Raw genomic sequence first — 18,335 nt, 5'->3', positions numbered from 1 at the left:
GCGGCGAGCGGTCGCCGAGCCCCCGAAAAACGGACGAAAAGGTCGCGGATCGGGTCGCCGTACCGGCACGACACGCCCTGAACTGGGGGTTCTTGCAGGTACCGGACACGGCTCTGCCAGTCTGTACGGCGATCCGCGAGTCGTACGATGCTCACCCGCCCGAGGGTGCGTGGAACCGAGAGGAGCTGTCAGCGATGGCACTGCCCACCCTGACCCCCGAACAGCGCCAGGAGGCGCTCAAGAAGGCGGCCGCCGCGCGGACCGCCCGCAAGGAGCTGCGCGACAAGATCGCGAGCGGCGAGGAGACCATCCCGTCGGTGCTCGGCCGGGCCAAGACCGACCAGATCGTCGGCAAGACCAAGGTCGCGGACCTCCTCAAGAGCGTCCCCGGCTGGGGCCCCGCCAAGGTCACCAAGGTCCTCGAGGAGACCGGCATCGACGTCTCGCGTCGTGCCGCCGGCCTCGGCGACCGTCAGCGCGCGGCGCTGATCGAGAAGGTCGGCTGACCCTCTCCCACACCGATCCGGCCCGGCCCCAGTTCGTGGGGACCGGGCCGGTGTCGTATCCGGGCCGTTCTCGTCTCCGGCCCCGGCGTCAGGCCCGGTGGCCGATCAGGCCCCGCGCCCGATCAGCCCCTTGTCGGCGAGGAAGCGCAGCGCCACCTGGTCCTCGCTGAGGCCCTGCAGGTCCACCTGACCGTTGAGCTCGATCATGGTGTCGACGGTCAGCAGCGGCGCCAGCCGCGCGACCAGCGTCCGCAGCGGCGGGTACTGCTCCAGGGTCTGCGACCGCACCGTCAGCCCGGCCAGCTGGGTGATGATCACGCCCTTGTCGTCGGCGAGCACGGTCAGGTTCAGCGAGCGGATCCGGGCGTCGGTGGTGAACACCTCGGCGAAGTCGCAGGGGCTGCTCCGGGCCACGTTCACGAAGTTCAGCGCGAAGTCGTTCTGGTAGACCTGCGACGGCGGGAAGTACGCGTCGTAGGAGCGCTGCAGGTCCTCCCACGCACGGTCGAGGAACTCCGCGGCCCCGCAGAACGTCGCCCGGTCCGGGTCGGGCCGGATGTAGGCCGCCATGTCCGACAGCGACCGGACCTGCGCCAGCGGTCCCGTGACGTCACTGCGCCGGGCGACCGCGTACTGGTTGCCGAACGCCGCGGGACCGAGCCAGACGATGCCGTTGCGCTGCTCGTCCTCGGCCGCGACGGCGTCGAAGAGCTCCCGCTCGCCCGGGATCAGATCGTCGTGGCCGAGGAACAGCGACCACCCGGTGCCCGCGTACTCCCAGTACATGTCGATGGCACCGGTCTCCAGCGCCGAGCGCACGATGGACGACCCGGACAGCCCGGTCCGGTCCACCGTCGTCGCCCCGGCGGCCTGCAGGGCGTAGTCCAGGATCTTGCCGAGGACCTTCTGCTCGGTGAACTCCTTGGAGCCGACGGTGAGCCGTGCCCCGGCGAGATCGACCTCGCGGGCCAGGGAACCGCCACGCAGCTGCTCGACGGGCGGGCGCAGCGCCGCGGCCGCGGCACCGCCGGCGCAGCCCGAGGTCACCGCGGCGACCGCGAGCAGCAGCCCCGGCAGGGCCCGGCGTGGCAGTGTTGCTCTTCCTGGGGCTCGGGACACAGGGGTCTCCTTCGTCCGGTTCTCGTCAGACGCCACGGGGGGCCAGGTTCTCCTCGGCGATGGCGGCCAGCCAGTCGATCAGCAGCGCGAGCGCCGCGACCAGCACGCTGCCGGTGACCAGGACGAGGTTGCGGTTCGAGGCGAGGCCGTTGGAGATGATGTCGCCGAGGCCGCCGGCGCCGATGAACGTGGCCAGCGCGACGGTCCCGGTGGTGATCGTCAACGTGGTGCGCACCCCGGCCAGGATCACCGGCACGGCCAGCGGCAGCTCCACCGACAGCAGCACCCCGACCTTCGTCATCCCCATCCCGCGGGCGGCCTCGATCACCGACCGGTCGACCTGGCCGATCCCGGCGATCGTGTTGCGCACGATCGGCAGCACGCCGTGGATCACGAACGCCAGCACCGCGATCACGTACACCGGCAGGGTCAGGAACGCGACGGCGAACAGCACGATCAGGCCGATCGACGGGATCGCCTGGCTGATGTTGGCCAGCGTCAGGATCGGCCCGGAAAAGCGGCTGATCCCGTCCCGGGTGAGCAGCACGCCCAGCGGGACGGCGATCAGCAGGATGATCACCGACACGATCGCCGTGAGCTGCACGTGTTGCCATGTCCGGCTCAGGATGTAGGCGGCGTTGAGGCTGCGCCGCTCGATCGAGTCGAGCTGCTGGGCGGAGACGTGGAGGTAGAGCGCCCCCAGCGCGACGACGACGATCGCGGGCCGCACGAGGTGGGTCAGCCACCGCCGCCGGGTGCCGGTCGTTCCCGGGGCCTCTCCGGCCGAGGGCGCGGGTGCGCCCTGTCCGGTGACGACGGCCATGTCAGACCGTCCCCGGGGCGGGCGCGGGCGCGGCGCCGGGACGGGCGGCGTCGGCGTGCACCGTCGACAGGATCGTCTCCAGGTCCAGCACGCCCCGGTAGGCGCCCGCGTCGTCGACCACGACGACGGCCGAGGAGTTCGCGGCCAGCATCGCGTCCAGCGCGGCGAACAGCGAGTCGCCCGGCCCGATCCGGGTCACGATCGGCAGGCCCCGGTCGAGGACCTCACCGCTCGCGTCCGCCGGCACCCAGCCCAGCGGACGGCGGTCGGCGTCGAGCAGCGGCAGGAACTCCCGCGCCCCGGCCCGCACCGCGGCCGCGCGCTCGTCGCGGTGGGTGTCCTGGCCGATCGCCGGCCAGTCCGGCACCGGGACGTCCCCGACCCGGGACAGCGTCAGCCGCTTGATCGCCGCGCCGGACCCGACGAACTCGGAGACGAAGTCCGTCGCCGGCTCGGTGAGGATCTTCTGCGGGGTGTCGTACTGCTCGATCCCGCTGCCGGCGTTGAAGATCGCGATCCGGTCGCCCATCTTCACGGCCTCGTCGATGTCGTGGGTGACGAACACGATCGTCTTGCCCAGCTCGGACTGGATCCGCAGGAACTCGTTCTGCAGCGTGTCCCGGGTCAGCGGGTCGATCGCGCCGAACGGCTCGTCCATCAGCATCACCTCCGGGTCCGCCCCCAGGGCCCGCGCCACGCCCACCCGCTGCTGCTGGCCGCCGGAGAGCTGCTTGGGCAGCCGTCCCCGGTAGGTGCCGGGGTCCAGCCCGACGAGCGTCAGCAGCTCATCGACGCGCGCGGCGATCCTCTTCCTGTCCCAGCCGAGCATCTTCGGCACGGTCCCGACGTTGTCGGCCACGCTGCGGTGCGGGAACAGGCCGGTCTGCTGGATCGCGTAGCCGATCCGGCGGCGCAGCTCGTCGGGGTCGCTGCGGGTCACGTCCTCGCCGTCGAGCAGGATCGTGCCCGACGTCGGCTCGATCAGGCGGTTGATCAGCTTCATGGTCGTGGTCTTGCCGCAGCCCGACGGGCCGAGGAACACCACGATCTCCCCCGGCGGCACGTCGAGGTCGAGCCGGTCCACGGCCGGCCTCTCCTGGCCGGGGTAGCGCTTGGTCAGCTTCTCGAGCCGGATCATCGGCTCGGGTGTCGCCCCGTTCTCAGGCACGGATCCCCCTCGGCGTCGTCAGTCGGGTGAGCAGCGCGATCGCCGCGTCGAACACGATGGCCAGCAGCACGATCCCGAGGATTCCCTCGACGGCGAGGTAGACCGCGAACGGCGTGCCGGCCGAGGACAGCCCGGACAGGATCAGGTTGCCCAGCCCCGGTCCGTTGACCGCCGCGGAGATCGCCGCGATCCCCAGCAGCAGCTGCGCGGACACCCGTACACCGGCCAGCACCACCGGCCAGGCCAGCGGCAGCTCGATCGAGAGCAGCAGCCCTCGGCGGTCCATCCCCACGCCCCGCGCGGACTCGGCCACCGCCGGGTCCACCTCGCGCAGGCCGACGATCGCGTTGCGCACCACCGGCAGCAGCCCGTAGAGCGTCAACGCGACGATCGCCGGTGCGGTCCCCAGCCCGAGCAGCGGGATGAGCAGCCCGAACAGCGCGTAGGACGGGATCGTCATGATCAGTGAGGTGCTGTTGATCGCGGCGGCGCGGCCGAGCGCGGTGCGGTAGGTCAGCACCGCCAGCGGGACGCCGATCAGCACCGCCAGCACGAGGCCCTGGAGGACCAGCAGGGCGTGCTCCACCGTGTACCCGATCACCTCCAGGTAGTTGGAGGAGAGGTACTCCCAGAAACTCATGGCCGCAGTATTCCGGGCGAATCGGGCGGGCGGGAATCGTGGACCGGTGTGTCCCGGCTCGATCGGCCGACGCGTCGTCTCATCCGGACGCGACCTCCGGCAGCACCAGCCGGGACGGGCCGTGGTGCACGGTGTGCTCGGCGACGACGGCCTCGTCGAGGCCGCCGAGCTCGGGGACGGTGGTGGTGTGCAGGTTCCGGCTGCGCCGCGGGTAGCAGGCACCGGCGACATGGACCCGGATCCGGTGCCCGGCGCGGAACGTGTGCGCGGTGTCGTGCAGCACGACCTCGATCTCGGCCGGTTCGTCGGGGACGAGCCAGTCCCGGGTACCGCCGAGGCGGTAGCGGGTGCGCAGCGCGCCCTCGGCCACCGGCACCGCGAACCCGTCCGGCTCGACGTCGACGAGCGTCACGCACACGTCGGCGTCCGGGGCGGTGCTGGAGAACCGGAGCACCAGGCGCGGGACGCCGGCCGTGGTGACCGGTTCCGCCAGCGGCTCCGAGGTGTAGACCAGCACGTCCGCACGGTGGTCCACGGCGCGCTGGTCCTGGATGCCGTCCGGGCCCAGGCTCCCTGCAGGGAAGGCACCGCCGCACGTCGGGAACGGGTCGCGCGGGTCGGCGCGCACGGTGTCCGCGGTGTCCTCGCGCACCGGCCGGCCGTCACCGTCCGGCCGCAGGTGGCCGTCGCCCGCGGCCGAGCGGGCGTCGCCGCCGGAGCCCAGCAGCCAGGACGTCCCGGCTCCCGACGGCGGCCAGGACGGCGCCGAGGCCCACCGGTTCTCCCCGCCCACGTGGTAGCGCACCGGCTCGCCGGCCAGCCACCGCGCCGCGGCCGGGTACGCGGCCCCGGTCCCGCCGCGCAGGTGCACGTCGAACCACGCGGCGACCAGCGGGCCCCACGTCCCGACCCCGCCGGGCGTCCCGGGCAGCACCCGCGCACCGGTGTGGCCGGTGTAGACCCCGCCGTGCGCCCACGGCCCGGCCACCAGGCGGTGCCGGGTGTCCCCCGCGAGCCGTGCGGCCAGGGCGAACATGGTCGGCGCCATGAAGTCCCGGTAGGACGCGACCTGCAGCAGCGGCACGTCCACCCGTCCCGGGTCGGCGGCCACGGTGGGCCGGTCCCAGTACGCGTCGCCCGGCTCGTGGCGCAGCCAGTCCGCCCAGTACGGGGCGATGCGCGGGTCGGACAGCACGTCGACGTCCGTCAGCGGCAGCGTGCCGACCGTTGCGGCGGGCGCGGACAGCGCGGCGACGATCCGCCCGGTCAGCGCGGCCCTCTCCGCGTCGTCGACGTCGAGGCGGCGCACCGCGTCGAGCGACTGCCCGAGGGCGTAGAGCGTCAGGAACCCGAGCTCGAACGTCCCGCCCGGGCGCACCGTCGGGGCGAGGTCGGCCGCACCGATCATGGTCAGCGCGGCGCGCAGGTGCGGCGGGCGGGCCGCGACCGCCGCATACGCCGAGATCGCGTGGTAGGACGAGCCGTAGACGCCGACCGCGCCGTCGCTCCAGGGCTGCGCGGCGGCCCACTCGACGGCGTCGTGGCCGTCGTCGTGCTCCTGGTGTGCGAAGTCCAGGTCACCGCCGGAGGCGAACCGCCCGCGGACGTCCTGCACCACCACGGCGAAGCCCTGCCGCGCCAGCCACAGCGGGTCCGCGACGATCGCCGAGACCAGGGTCGGGTCGGTGCGGTCGTAGGGGGTGCGATGCAGCAGCGTCGGCCAGCGCCCGTCGGCGGCGGGGCGGTAGACGTCGGCGACGAGCGTGACGCCGTCGCGGGTCGTCATCTCGACGGCGGTCTCGATCATGGGGTGCACCCGCCCGACCCTAGGGGCGGTGGCAGGCTGGGCGGGTGGAACGCGAGGTCGAGGTCGAGCCGGGTGTGCACCTGTGGGTGCAGGACCTGCCCGCCTTCTCCGCGTCCCCGGCCGCGCACGCGTTCCCGGCCCTGCACGCCGTCGCGCACCGTGCGGCGGAGCCGGTCCTGCTGATCGCCGACGCCGACCGGCCGGGCCCGGCCTGGCCGGACGCGCTGGTGGACCTCCTGCGCGCCCGGCACCGGGTGATCCGCTACGACCACCGCGACACCGGCCGCTCCACCCACGCCTACGACGAGCACCCCTACGACCTGGCCGACCTGGCCGGCGACGCGGTCACCGTCCTCGACGCCTGCGACGTCGGCCGGGCGCACGTGGTGGGGATGGGGCTGGGCGGCACGCTGGCCCAGCTACTGCTGCTCGACCACCCCGACCGTCTCGCGGGCGCCGCCCTGCTCGGCTCCACCGCGCTGGAGGGCACCGACGACCCGCCGCTGCCCCGCCCGGCCCGCGACGTCCTGCGGATGTGGCAGGAGATGACCGACCCCCGCGACGAGCGCGGTGAGCTGGCGTGGCGCGTGGAGTACCGGCGACGCCTCCACGGCGACGGCCTCCCGTTCGACGGCCTGGAGATCCGCACGCTGGAGCAGGACCTGATCGCCCACGCCGGCCGGTCGGACGCCCTGGCCGTGCACGCCCAGGCCGATCCGGAGGGCCTCGACCGCGGCGACGAGCTGCCCGGGATCACCGTGCCGACGCTGGTCGTCGAGGCCCCCGAGGACCCCGTCCACCCGCCACCGCACGCGGAGCACCTGGCCGCGCGGATCGGCCCGGCCGCGCACCTGGTGCGGATCCCGGGGATGGGGCACGCGCTGCCGTCGTCGGTCCTCGAGCCTCTGGCGGAGCTCCTGATCGACCACGCCGCGTCCGCCGAGGGCGCGCTGCGTCGCTGATCCCCGCCTCACGCCTGTCGGGGGCGGCGCTCGTCGTCACGGCGATCGCGGACCGGGCCTGTCCGCAAAGGGCGCGAGGATGTCGCCATGCACGCATACGAGACGCGGCCCGTCCGCCCGCACGCGACGCCCACGACGACGGGAGCATCCCGATGAGCCGGCACGTCCAGATCACCGTCGACGCCCGCGACCCCCGGACGCTGTCCCTGTTCTGGGCCGACGCGCTGGGCTACGTCGTGCCCGGCCCGCCCGGTGTCGACCTGCCCGACGGCGCCGACCCGCTCGCGGCGTGGGACGACTTCCTCGCCCGGATCGGGGTCCCGGAGGACCAGCGCAACACCCGTTCGGCCATCGAGGACCCGGACGGGCACGGTCCGCGCATGTTCTTCCAGCAGGTGCCCGAGGACAAGGTCGCCAAGAACCGCCTGCACCTCGACGTCCGCGCGGCCCCCGGGCTCGAGGGCGAGGAGCGGATGACGGCCCTGGAGACCGAGTGCGCCCGCCTCGTCGCACGGGGTGCGACGCGGGTGTGGCGCGAGGACCCCGCTCCCCCGATGGTCTCCGGGCACATCGTGATGACCGACCCCGAGGGCAACGAGTTCTGCCTGGACTGAGCCGCAATCCGACCTTGCACGACGAACAACCGGACGCGGGTACTGCCCACCGCCGGCCGCGACGGATCCACGGGCGGTCAGAAAGGCGGCGGGTCGTCATCCCCGGTGACCGGCCCGCCGGGCTCGCCCTCGTCATCTGTACCGACGTCCGCGGATGGGGCCCCCGGTTCGTCGAGATCGGGGAGCGGGTCGGTGAAGGGGCGGTAGTCGTAGGGCTCGCTGACGTAGCGCTGACCGGTGGGGGTGATCCAGGTCAGGCGTCCGTCGGGGTGGGCGAGGACGTGCCAGTCCTGGTGTTCCTTGAGCAGGTGGTGGGTGCGGCAGTAGCCGTTGAGGTTGGTGTCCTTCGTGTGTCCGATGCCGCTGAACTGTTCGTGGTGGTCGAGCTCGCGGACGCGTCGGGTGCAGGTGGGGAAACGGCAGTACTGGTCGCGGCCGGTGACGTGGTCGGCCAGTGGGGTGGGTGGGCGGTAGGTGGTGCGGCCGTGGTCGAGCAGGGTCCCGGAGAGCGGGTCGGTGGTGAGGCGTTTCCAGAGGGCGTCGGCGGCGAGGGCGCGGGCGGTGTCGGCGTCGATGGGGCCGTGCCCGAGCAGTTCGGCCGGGCGCTGGGATGCCCCGGTGAGGGTGTCGAGGCCGACGACGACCTGGATCAACGGTTTGCGCACGGTCTCGTGGACCTGTGGTCGCCGGGCCAGTACCGCCGCGACGGCGTCGATCAGGGTTTGTTCGGTCGGAGTCTGTTCGCGTGGTCGGCCCGGGCCGGCGTCGGCGACCTGTGGGGGACCGGATCCGGTCTCGATGTCCTCCGGTGCCGTCGAGTCCGGGTCCGTGGCTGCGCCGCCGGTCGAGGTGGTGTCGGTCGAGGTGGTGTCGGTCGAGGTGGTGTCGTCGTCGATCGCTGTGTCGAGGTCCGCGACGTCGGTCCCGGTCCCCGTGAGGGCCCCGGGCTCGGTGTCGGTGCGGGTTCCGGAGGTCGCCGAGGCCGCTGTCGTGGATGCATCCGACCCGGCGGCCGGCGCGCCCAATTCGGTGCCGTTCCCCGAACCGGAGGTGTCGGCGGCGGCTTCGGCACCGCTGTCGGGCACGTTCGTGCGGTCGGTGTCTGTCGTCGTCTCGTGTGGCGCGGTGCCGGTTCTGGCGGAGATCGCGGTGCTGACGTCGTCGAGATCGGTCAGGGTCAGGCGGCCCTGCCAGAGCTGGATGCCGATGTCGGAGCGGCGCTGGTCCAGGGTGCGGCCGTCCTCGCCCACGGCCTCGGCGAGCCGGGTGATCATCGCGAACGCGGCTTCGGCGTCGGGGCTCGACGCGCACAGCCAGATCGAGGCCATGCCTTCGTCGCGGGAGGAGATGGTGACGCGGCGGTCGTCGTGGGCGGCCTGGTGGCGGCGGTGCTCCCCGTCGGGGTCGACGCGGTGCACCGCGCGGCGGAGCCGGTCGCGGAGCTGGCGCAGGGTGCGTCCCGGGGCAGCGGGCAGCACGATCGCCTCGACCGCGCGGGCCTTGGCGGCGGGGAGCAGCGCGGTGGTGTCGCAGATCGCGACGGCGCGGCGTTCGTCGATCGCCCCGGCGGTGAGCGCGGCGAGGGTGTCGGGCAGCACGTGGGTCAGGCGCAGCGAGCGGGCCAGGCGGGTGGTGGCGTCGAAGCGGGTCTGTTCCAGGGCCAGGCCGAGCTCGTCGGGGGCCCAGCGGGATCCGGTGAGCACGGTGTCGGTGCAGACCAGGGTGGGTTCGTCGCCGGGGCGGCGGTGGGCGAACTCGGCCACCAGCTGCGCCTGCACCCCGGCGGCCCAGCGGGCGAGGTGCTCGGCGCCGGTGATCGCGTCGACGACCTCGGCGTCGTCGAGCCCGTCGAGGTCGAGCAGGGCGTGTTCGATCCCCTCGGCCAGCCCGGCGCCGGGACGGGTGTCGGTCAGGCGGCGGTGCTCGGCGGGATCGGGCAGCTCCGCCTCGGCGACGACCGGGTGCGGCGCCCACACGCCGTCGGCGACCTCGACCCACATCGACCGGTCACGGGTCGGGCGCGGCCCGGCGTCCGTGAAGGCGGTCGACCTGGGGAACATGCGTTCGATTTTATCATCATGAGCTGCTCCGACTCAAGCCACTGATACCGAGAAACGAGCGCGTCGAACGGCCTGCGCCGTGCCCGGCCGCGCGGTGAGCGGGACCCTCGAGTCCGCCGGGTCGGGACGGCCCGACTCGCCCGCACCGTCGAGATGATCGGCCCGTCGGCCCGCTGCTCCGGCTCGGACCGCGGATGCGGCGCGCGATATCGGCCCGTCCCGGGAAGCCCCCGGAGGCCGGGTGCGCGCGAGGGCCGTGGACACCGCCGTGTCGGGACCCGACACCGGCGCCCGGCGGCGCACGTTGCGGAGCCTCGGACTCGACGCGGGACCGGACGTCCGTTCCTGTGCCGACGGGTCGGCCCGGGAGCCGGCCGGGCGGCTACCCGGCCCAGCGGTAGCGACGTTCCGGACGTCCGGTGCCGCCGTAGCGCAGGCGGACGGTGGCGGCGCCGGTGCCCACGAAATGCTCCAGGTAGCGACGAGCGCTGACGCGCGAGAGCGACGCCGCCTCCGCGCACTCGGTCGCCGACAGGTCGTCGCCGGGGTGCTCGCGCAGCACCCGCGCGACGAGCTCCGCGGTGGGGGTCGTGAGGCCCTTCGGCAGACGCTCGGGCCCGGAGCCGGCGGGCTGGGCACCGGCGCCGCCGAAGAGACGGTCGATGTCGTCCTGCCCGGCCCGGCCGAGACCGCCGAGCTCGCTGCGCATCCGCATCGCGCGCCGCACCTGCTCGGCCAGCGCGGCCGAGGCGAACGGCTTGACGAGGTAGTGCAACGCACCGCCGTGCAAGGCCGCGGCGACCGTGTCGGCGTCGTCGGCGGCCGTCACGACCAGCACGAACGGGTCGTCGGCGGCGCCGGTGCGCAGGCCGCGCAGCACGTCGATGCCCGACATGTCCGGCAGGTAGACGTCGAGCAGCACCAGGTCCGGGCGCAGCTGCGCGGCCAGCTCCAGGGCCTCCGCCCCGCGGTGCGCGACGCCGACCACCGTCGCGTCCGGGATCCGTTCCACGTACCCGGAGTGCACGCGCGCCACCATGAAGTCGTCATCGACGACGAGCACCCTCACGAGCTCACCGTCTCCCGCTCCGGGGTGACGCCGGCGAGCGGCAGGGTCGCGGTGAACTCCGCGCCGGAACCGGCGTCGCCGACGGCGTTGCGCAGGGTGATCCCACCGCCGCGTCGCAGGCACGCCCGACGAGCCAGGGCCAGACCGAGCCCCCGTCCACCCGGGACGCGCCCACCGGCGCCGCCGCCGAGGTCGTGCTGGGCCGCCTTGGTGCTGAACCCGTAGCGGAAGACCTCCTCCGCCAGCTCCGACGCCACGCCTGGCCCGGAGTCGCGCACCCGCACCTCGACCGTCTCCGGTAGTCCCGCCACGACGTCGAGGCCGACCTCCACCCGGGCCGGGCCCGGCGCACCGGACGCCGCGTCGACGGCGTTGTCGATCAGGTTCCCGAGCACGGTCACGAGGTCCGCGGACAGCTCAGGGTCGCGGCCGGGATCCACCGCAGGCAGGCGGGCGTCCGGCGCGAACACCAGCTCCACTCCCCGCTCGGCGGCCTGGCCGGCCTTGGCCACCAGCAGCGCGGCGGCGGCGGCGTCGCCGACCCGGGTGACGACCTCGCGCCGCCACGCCTCGGACGCCGCGACGATGCCGGCCACGAACCGTCGCACCTCGTCGTGCTCGCCCAGCTCGGTCAGCCCGGCGATCGTGTGCAGCCGGTTGGAGAACTCGTGCGCCTGCGCGCGCAGCGTGTCGGTCACCGTCCGGGAGGCGTCGAGGCGGTGCTCCAGGGCGGCCAGCTCGGTCCGGTCCCGCAGCGTGACGACGGCACCGACGCCGCGCCCGTCGACCTGCACCGGCATCCGGTTGAGCACCAGCGCCCGGTCGTCGCGCAGCACCAGCTGGTCCTCCCCCGCTGCGGCGCCGGTGAGCACGTCGCGCAGCCGCGGGTCGAGGCCGAGCGCGTCGACGTGGTCGCCCGGCGTGGCCCCGGGGAGGTCCAGCAGTGACCGGGCGACCGGGTTGAGCAGCGTGATCCGGTCGGCCGGATCCAGCCCGACGACGCCCTCCTTGATCCCGAGCAGCATCGCCTCCCGGCGCTGCACCAGCTCGACGATCTCGTCCGGCTCCAGGCCCAGCGTCTGGCGCCGCACCCGTCGCGCCAGCAGCAGTGACCCCGCCACCCCGAGCAGCAGCGCCAGACCGAGCAGGCCGAGCACCTCGGCCCGCGCCCCGGTCAGCGACTCCCAGGGCGACGGCGCGCGGATCCCGGCCGAGACGAGCCCGACCACCGCGCCCCGGTCGTCGATCACCGGCACCTGCGCGACGACGGTGCGCCCGTCCGGGTTCCCGACCCACGCCCGCCCGGCCGGCGCCGTGCTCTCGCCCGGGTCGAAACGGGTCCGGACCTGGGCGGGGTCCGGCGACGTCCGAACGGTCGAGGTGGAGTCGACGATGACGATCTCGTTCGCCCCGGACAGGTTCTCGGCACTGCGTGCGAACGAGGGCAGCAGGTCGAACCGGCCCCCGGCCAGGGCCGCGCGCACCGTCGGGACGGCAGCGACGTCCTCGGCGACCGAGAGCATCCGGCGCCCCTGGGTGTCGCGGAACGCGGCCTCGGACTGGACGACGGCCAGTGCCGCGACGGCCCCGAGCAGCACCAGCACGACGATCAGCTGCCAGACGAGCATCTGACGCGCGAGCGACCGCCGCCCCGGACGCGGTCGGCCGGCGCCGGAGGAGCCACCGCGTCGTCGCATGGACCACAGGTTAGGCCGCGCGCGGCCCGTGACCGAAAAGACCACAAGGACCGTTGTGGCGGCAAGGCAGACAACCGCGTGTGCGGCTGCGCACACTCGTCGACGTTCCCACCGGAGACGTTGAGGCAGGCAGGTCATGAACCGTTCGATGACGACGGATTCACCGGAGGAGACCGCACGAGCCGGTCCCCCGCGCAGGACGGGCACGGTCGTGGCCACCGTGGTCGCGGTCGTGGCCGCGCTCCTTCTCCTCCCGCCCGCGGTCGGGGCGTTCACCGGCGGCGGTGACGGCACCCAGCTGCGCGGCCTGCGGATGCTGGTGCCCAACGCCCCCGGCGGCGGCTACGACGTCACCGCCCGCAGCGCGGCCAAGTCGATGGAGGACGGCGGCGTCACCGGCCCGATCGAGGTGTTCAACCTGCCCGGCGCGGGCGGCACCGTCGGGCTCGGCCGCACCGTGAACGAGGCCGGCAACGACAAGCTCGTGATGAGCATGGGCCTCGGCGTGGTCGGCAGCGTCTACTCCAACGACTCCCCGGCGACCCTGGCCGAGACGACGCCGATCGCGCGTCTCACCGAGGAGACCGAGATCGTCGTCGTCGCGAAGGACTCGCCCTACCGCAACCTGGCCCAGCTCGTGGCGGCGTGGAAGGCGGACCCGGGCGGCGTCCCGGTCGGCGGCGGCTCCTCCCCCGGCGGCCCGGACCACCTGGCCCCGATGCTGATGGCGAAGGGTGTCGGGCTCGACCCGAAGACCGTCAACTACGTCGCCTACGACGGCGGCGGCGAGCTGCTGGCCTCGGTGCTCGGCGGCAAGGTCGCGTTCGGCGTGTCGGGCCTCGGCGAGTTCGCCGACCAGGTCGAGTCCGGTGACCTGCGCGTCCTCGCGGTGACCGCCGGCGAGCGCGCCCCCGGTGTGGACGCGCCGACGCTGCGCGAGTCCGGCGTGGACCTGGAGTTCGCGAACTGGCGCGGCATCGTCGCCCCGCCCGGCCTCGACGAGGCGGGCAAGGCGGAGCTGGTGCGCGCGTTCGACGAGCTGCGCTCGAGCCCGGAGTGGGCCGAGACGCTGAAGCTCAACGGCTGGCAGGACGCGTACCTGCCGGGAGATCGGTTCGGCGCGTTCCTCGCGTCCGAGAACGACCGCGTCGCAGGGGTCCTGCGGGAACTGGGGCTGACGTCATGACGATCACCGAGAACAGGCCGGAGCCCGGCCCACCGGCCCCCGGCGTGCGCGGCTGGCTGCGCGACCGTTCCGAGCTGGGCGTCTCCGCGCTGCTGCTCGTCGTGGGACTGCTGGTCGTGGTCGACACCCTCGCCGAGTCCGGCGGCGGCACCGACTCCGACCCGATCGGTCCGCGCACGATCGCGCTCGTCCTGGGCGGGGCACTGCTGCTGCTCGCGGCGCTGCTGACGATCGACATCCTGCGCGGCGGGCGCGGCGAGGCCGAGGGCGGCGAGGACGTCGACCTCGAGGCCCCGATGGACCTGCGCACGGTCGGGATGCTGGCCGGGGTGCTCGTGGCCACGGCCGTGCTGATCCCGCTGCTGGGCTGGCCGATCGCCGGCACCGTGCTGTTCGCCGGCGCGACCTACGCGCTGGGGTCCCGCAACTTCCCGCGTGACCTGGCGATCGCCGCATCGGTCTCGCTGGTCACCTGGTTCGTGTTCGACGGCCTGCTCGGCGTCGACCTGCCCGGCGGCCCGCTGATGGGGGTGTTCGGAGCATGAACACCTTCGACCTGCTCGCGAACGGGTTCGCCAACGCGCTGACCCCGGAGAACCTGCTCTTCGCCGCCATCGGCGTGCTGCTCGGCACCGCGATCGGCGTGCTGCCGGGCATCGGCCCGGCCATGGCGGTGGCGCTGCTGCTGCCGGTGACCTACGCGTTCGAGCCGACCGGTGCGTTCATCATGTTCGCCGGCATCTACTTCGGCGCCATGTTCGGCGGCTCCACCACCTCGATCCTGCTCAACACCCCCGGCGAGTCCGCCTCGGTGATGGCGGCGATCGAGGGCAACCCGATGGCCAAACAGGGACGCGGCGCCCAGGCGCTGGCCACGGCCGCGATCGGGCACTTCATCGGCGGCATCGTCGGCGTCACCGGGCTGGTGCTGCTCGCCCCGCTCGTCGCCTCGGTCGCCGTCGACATCGGCGCCCCGGACTACTTCGCGATCATGGTGCTGGCCTTCGTCGCCGTCACCGGCGTGCTCGGGGCGTCGCGGGTCCGCGGGTTCGCCTCGCTGGCCCTGGGTCTGACGATCGGGCTGGTCGGGCTGGACCCGATCTCCGGGCAGCCGCGGCTGACGTTCGGCGTCCCGCAGCTCGCCGACGGCATCGACGTCGTCATCGTCGCGGTCGGGCTGTTCGCCGTCGGCGAGGCCCTGTGGGTCGCGGCGCACCTGCGCCGTTCGGCGCAGGAGGTCATCCCGGTCGGACGTCCGTGGCTCGGCAAGGCCGACCTCAAGCGCACCTGGAAGCCGTGGCTGCGCGGCCCGTTCATCGGGTTCACGTTCGGCTCCATCCCGGCCGGCGGCGCCGAGATGTCGACGTTCATGTCCTACGTGACCGAGCGGCGCCTGGCCGGCAAGCGGCGCAGCGAGTTCGGCAAGGGCGCGATCGAGGGTGTCGCCGGGCCCGAGTCCGCGGCGAGCGCCTCCTCGGCCGGGACCCTGGCCACGATGCTCACCCTCGGGCTGCCGACGACGGCGATCGCCGCCGTCATGCTCGCGGCGTTCCAGCAGTTCGGCATCCAGCCCGGCCCGCTGCTGTTCGACCGCGAGCCGGAGCTGGTCTGGACGCTCATCGCGAGCCTGTTCATCGGCCTGGTCCTGCTGCTGGTGCTGAACCTGCCGCTGGCCCCGGCCTGGGCGAAGCTGCTGCGGATCCCGCGGCCCTACCTCTACGCGGGCATCCTGTTCTTCGCCTGCGTCGGCGCCTACGCGGTGTCCGGGCAACCGGTGGACCTGCTGGTGCTGCTCGCGATCGGCGGCGTCGGGTTCCTGATGCGCCGCTACGGGCTGCCGGTGCTGCCCGCCATCATCGGCGTCATCCTCGGCCCGGACGCGGAGCTGCAGCTGCGCCGCGCCCTGCAGATCGCCGACGGCGACGTCAGCACCCTCGTCTCGACGCCACTGTCGATCATCGTCTACTCGGTGATCGTGCTGCTGTTCGTCGTGCCGCTGGTGCTCACCGCGGTCACGTCCCGCCGCCCGGCTGCCGGCGCGGTGTCCGAGAAGGAGGACGAGAAGGTCTGACCGGCTCCCCGTCCCCCGCGCCCGCCCCGGACCTCTCCGGGGCGGGCGCGGTGGCGTTTGCGGAGCTCACCGGGGCCTTCGCGTTCACGGCACGTCATTGCCGGGCGTGGAGCATGCCCATTATGACTGTTTCGTGAGCAACGAGGCCGCCGTCGCCGACGAGCAGTCCTGGACCCCCGAGGACCGCTCCCGCACCCGCCGAGCAGCCCTGGCGGGCGGTGTCGGCACGATGATCGAGTACTACGACTTCGGCCTCTACGGCTACCTGGCCGTCGTCGTCGCACCGCTGTTCTTCCCGAGCACCGACCCGGTCGTGTCGCTGCTCGCCTCGCTCGCCGTGTTCGGCAGCGCGTTCCTGATCCGCCCGGTCGGCGGGGTCGTGTTCGGCCACATCGGTGACCGGTACGGACGTCGCCGCGCGCTGGTGGTCACGCTGGTCGTGATGGGCGTGGCGAGCACCGCGCTCGGGCTCCTGCCCACCTACTCCCAGATCGGCGTCGTGGCGACGGTGCTGCTGGTCCTGATCCGGCTCCTGCAGGGCTTCTCCGCGGGCGGGGAGGTCGGCGGCGCGGCGACGTTCATCTCCGAGTCCACACCGGCCCGCCTGCGGGCGTTCTACGGGTCGTTCACCCCGCTCGGCGCCACGGCCGGCTTCGCCGTCGCCGCCTCGGTCGCCGGCGGCGTCTCCGCGCTCACCACCGACGAGCAGATGACGGCGTGGGGCTGGCGCATCCCGTTCCTGCTGGCCCTGCCACTGACCCTGTTCTGCCTGTGGATGCGTACCCGGGTCGCCGAGACGCACCCGGGCCCGGAGAGGCGGACCGGCTCCCCGCTGGCCGCCGTGGTGCGCCACGGCGGCGTCGCACTCGCCCAGGCGAGCATGGTCAGCGTCGCGGTCCAGGCCTCCTCCTACATCGGCCTGACCTACATGAGCATCCATCTCATCCAGCGGCTGGAGTACCCGCCGGCGTCGGTCTACTGGACGGCGACCGTCGTGATCGGCGTGACGGCGGTCCTGACCGCGGTCGGCGGGCTCCTCGGCGACCGGATCGGCGCGAACCGGATCATGGTGATCGGGCTGGTCGGGTTCCTGCTCCTGTCCATCCCGGTGTTCGCCCTGCTCGACGGCGGCCTCGCCCTCGCCGGCCTCGCCTACCTGCTGTTCATGGTCGCCGCGATCGCGGTGCAGGTCGGGGCGTACGCGATGGTGCCGCGCCTGTTCCACCCCGACACCCGCTACACCGGCGTCGCGATCGGCTGGAACGTCGGCTCGGTGCTCGCGGGCGGGACGGCGCCCTTCGCCGCGGTCTGGCTGATCGAACGGACCGGCAGCGTCGTCGCGCCCGCGTGGTTCGTGATGGCCGCGGCAGCGGTCGGCCTGGGTGGAGCGCTGTGGATCCGCCGCACCGCCGGTTCCCGGTCCGTCGTCGGGTAGGTCCGACCCGGGTGCGGCGGCCGGGCGCGGCGCGGGTCCGCGTCTAGGGTCGGGGGATGCCCCGGTTCGACGACGCGCGTGCCCTGGCCGAGACGCTGCTCGCCGTGCAGCGGCCGCAGGACTGGCTGCGCGCCCAGCACGTCGCGATCCGGGCCCGCGAGCTCTCCGAGCTGCCCGGCGTCGACCGGGACCCGCTGATGATCGCGGCGGTCCTGCACGGCATCGGACGGTCCCCCGTCGTCACCCGCACCGGCTTCGCACCGCTCGACGCCGCCCGCTTCCTCGACGTCCGCGGTTATGACACGCGGATCGTCGCGCTGGTGGCCCACCACGCCGGAGCGGCACACGCAGCCGCGGAGCGCGGCACCGATCTGGATCGCTATCCGGACGAGGCCACCCCGACCCGGGACGCCCTCTGGTACTGCGACGTCGCCACCGGTCCGGACGGCGACCCCGTCGCCCCGGTCACCGCCCTCGAGGTCGTGCGTGCCGCCGTCACCCGGACCGCGGCGCTGCGGTCGGGCATGCCGGCGTCCTGACCGTCAGGTCGTCCGCCGCTCCCCCGGGGAGTCGTCACCTCGGAGGAGGACGTGCCCGGACCGTCCGTCCGGGCCGGACGAGTACCCTCGGCCGGTGGCGTCGAGAGACCTCTCCGGATCGGCGACCCCGCCGCACGATCCGTACCGCCGTCTCCGATTCTCGATCGGTTCTGCACCCTGCTCACGGTTCACCAGTTCCAGTTGCGCATTCTCGTCCCGCTCCTTCCGCCACTCGATTCGTGCGTCGTCATCGATCGGGTCACCAGTTCCAGTTACGCATCGCGAAAATCTCCTTCATCTCGGCCGGACCGACGGTTCTCGATCGGTACTAATTCACCAGTTCCAGTTACGCATCGCGGCTACTCCTTCGAAATCGTTCGCAGAATGGCGTCGTGCTCGGAATTCACCAGTTCCAGTTGCGCAAGGGACGTGCCTCCTCCCGGTCGATGCGGACGAGCCCCGCGACGGACGGTCGCGAGAGCCGATGCATGATCACCAGCCGTGTCCGTCTTCTCACCACAGAGTGAAGTATACGTCTTTGCGTAGGTCAACGACTACGGTGCGTTACCAAAATAGCCGATCTTGTGCGCTCGTCCCTCGTGGGCTACCGCTCGTCGCCTCAACTGCACGTCAGGCGTA

The 18,335-nt window shown here is 73.4% G+C and carries 16 protein-coding genes; 8 read left to right on the top strand and 8 right to left on the bottom strand.

All coding sequences use genetic code 11. The annotated features are described in order from the left end of the window. The first annotated feature begins 194 nt into the window (after positions 1-194). The gene (gene mihF, locus EV383_RS06305) at positions 195-506 is read left to right on the top strand and encodes an integration host factor, actinobacterial type (RefSeq protein ID WP_130289030.1); all 312 of its coding nucleotides are present in this window, start codon (positions 195-197) and stop codon (positions 504-506) included. 105 nt (positions 507-611) lie between these two features. Here mihF and EV383_RS06300 read toward each other — a convergent pair whose 3' ends face one another. The 5 genes from EV383_RS06300 to EV383_RS06280 form a co-directional block, all read right to left on the bottom strand. After that, positions 612-1,625: a glycine betaine ABC transporter substrate-binding protein gene (locus EV383_RS06300; protein WP_165438249.1), complete on the bottom strand. Its 1,014-nt coding sequence runs from the start codon at positions 1,623-1,625 to the stop codon at positions 612-614. Between the two features lie 25 nt (positions 1,626-1,650). Continuing rightward, entirely contained in the window at positions 1,651-2,448 is a 798-nt protein-coding gene (locus EV383_RS06295) for an ABC transporter permease (RefSeq protein WP_130289028.1), read from the bottom strand. 1 nt (position 2,449) lies between these two features. Beyond that, positions 2,450-3,616, bottom strand: coding sequence for an ABC transporter ATP-binding protein (locus EV383_RS06290; protein ID WP_130289027.1), 1,167 nt, complete (start codon positions 3,614-3,616; stop codon positions 2,450-2,452). After that, positions 3,609-4,256 (bottom strand): ABC transporter permease, encoded by a 648-nt coding sequence (locus EV383_RS06285; RefSeq protein WP_130289026.1) that lies wholly within the window; start codon positions 4,254-4,256, stop codon positions 3,609-3,611. The genes EV383_RS06290 and EV383_RS06285 overlap by 8 nt, the downstream gene beginning before the upstream one ends. Positions 4,257-4,335: 79 nt before the next feature. Then, positions 4,336-6,063, bottom strand: a complete 1,728-nt coding sequence (locus tag EV383_RS06280; RefSeq protein ID WP_130289025.1) for a CocE/NonD family hydrolase — start codon at positions 6,061-6,063, stop codon at positions 4,336-4,338. Positions 6,064-6,107: 44 nt separating this feature from the next. On the opposite strand from EV383_RS06280, the gene EV383_RS06275 reads away from it, so the two are divergent. Both EV383_RS06275 and EV383_RS06270 read left to right on the top strand, forming a co-directional pair. After that, positions 6,108-7,025, top strand: a complete 918-nt coding sequence (locus EV383_RS06275; RefSeq protein ID WP_130289024.1) for an alpha/beta fold hydrolase — start codon at positions 6,108-6,110, stop codon at positions 7,023-7,025. A 152-nt stretch (positions 7,026-7,177) separates the two neighbouring features. Next, positions 7,178-7,639, top strand: coding sequence for a VOC family protein (locus EV383_RS06270; protein WP_130289023.1), 462 nt, complete (start codon positions 7,178-7,180; stop codon positions 7,637-7,639). Positions 7,640-7,716: 77 nt separating this feature from the next. Here the strand turns inward: EV383_RS06270 and EV383_RS32585 are convergent, their stop codons facing one another. The 3 genes from EV383_RS32585 to EV383_RS06255 all read right to left on the bottom strand — a co-directional run bounded on the left by EV383_RS32585 (position 7,717) and on the right by EV383_RS06255 (position 12,465). Beyond that, on the bottom strand, positions 7,717-9,699 hold the full coding sequence (locus EV383_RS32585; protein WP_130289022.1) for a DUF222 domain-containing protein: 1,983 nt from the start codon (positions 9,697-9,699) through the stop codon (positions 7,717-7,719). A 382-nt stretch (positions 9,700-10,081) separates the two neighbouring features. Further along, positions 10,082-10,768, bottom strand: coding sequence for a response regulator (locus tag EV383_RS06260; RefSeq protein ID WP_130289021.1), 687 nt, complete (start codon positions 10,766-10,768; stop codon positions 10,082-10,084). Beyond that, the gene (locus tag EV383_RS06255; RefSeq protein WP_130289020.1) at positions 10,765-12,465 is read right to left on the bottom strand and encodes a sensor histidine kinase; all 1,701 of its coding nucleotides are present in this window, start codon (positions 12,463-12,465) and stop codon (positions 10,765-10,767) included. The genes EV383_RS06260 and EV383_RS06255 overlap by 4 nt, the downstream gene beginning before the upstream one ends. 220 nt (positions 12,466-12,685) lie before the next feature. Here EV383_RS06255 and EV383_RS06250 point away from each other — a divergent pair, with 220 nt between their 5' ends. From EV383_RS06250 to EV383_RS06230, 5 genes are all read left to right on the top strand, one after another. Beyond that, positions 12,686-13,651: a Bug family tripartite tricarboxylate transporter substrate binding protein gene (locus EV383_RS06250; protein WP_423213690.1), complete on the top strand. Its 966-nt coding sequence runs from the start codon at positions 12,686-12,688 to the stop codon at positions 13,649-13,651. Further along, positions 13,648-14,196, top strand: coding sequence for a tripartite tricarboxylate transporter TctB family protein (locus tag EV383_RS06245; protein WP_130289018.1), 549 nt, complete (start codon positions 13,648-13,650; stop codon positions 14,194-14,196). Before EV383_RS06250 ends, EV383_RS06245 begins: the two co-directional genes overlap by 4 nt. Next, complete coding sequence (locus EV383_RS06240; RefSeq protein ID WP_130289017.1) at positions 14,193-15,722, top strand: tripartite tricarboxylate transporter permease; 1,530 nt, start codon at positions 14,193-14,195, stop codon at positions 15,720-15,722. The genes EV383_RS06245 and EV383_RS06240 overlap by 4 nt, the downstream gene beginning before the upstream one ends. 133 nt (positions 15,723-15,855) lie before the next feature. Beyond that, positions 15,856-17,157, top strand: a complete 1,302-nt coding sequence (locus EV383_RS06235; protein WP_242622929.1) for an MFS transporter — start codon at positions 15,856-15,858, stop codon at positions 17,155-17,157. A 56-nt stretch (positions 17,158-17,213) separates the two neighbouring features. Beyond that, complete coding sequence (locus EV383_RS06230) at positions 17,214-17,696, top strand: phosphohydrolase (protein ID WP_130289016.1); 483 nt, start codon at positions 17,214-17,216, stop codon at positions 17,694-17,696. Positions 17,697-18,335: the final 639 nt, after the last annotated feature.

The sequence above is a fragment of the Pseudonocardia sediminis genome (assembly GCF_004217185.1).
GTDB lineage: Bacteria > Actinomycetota > Actinomycetes > Mycobacteriales > Pseudonocardiaceae > Pseudonocardia > Pseudonocardia sediminis.
The sequence above is the reverse complement of the archived record's forward strand: the minus strand, read 5'-3'. Positions and strand labels throughout refer to the sequence as shown.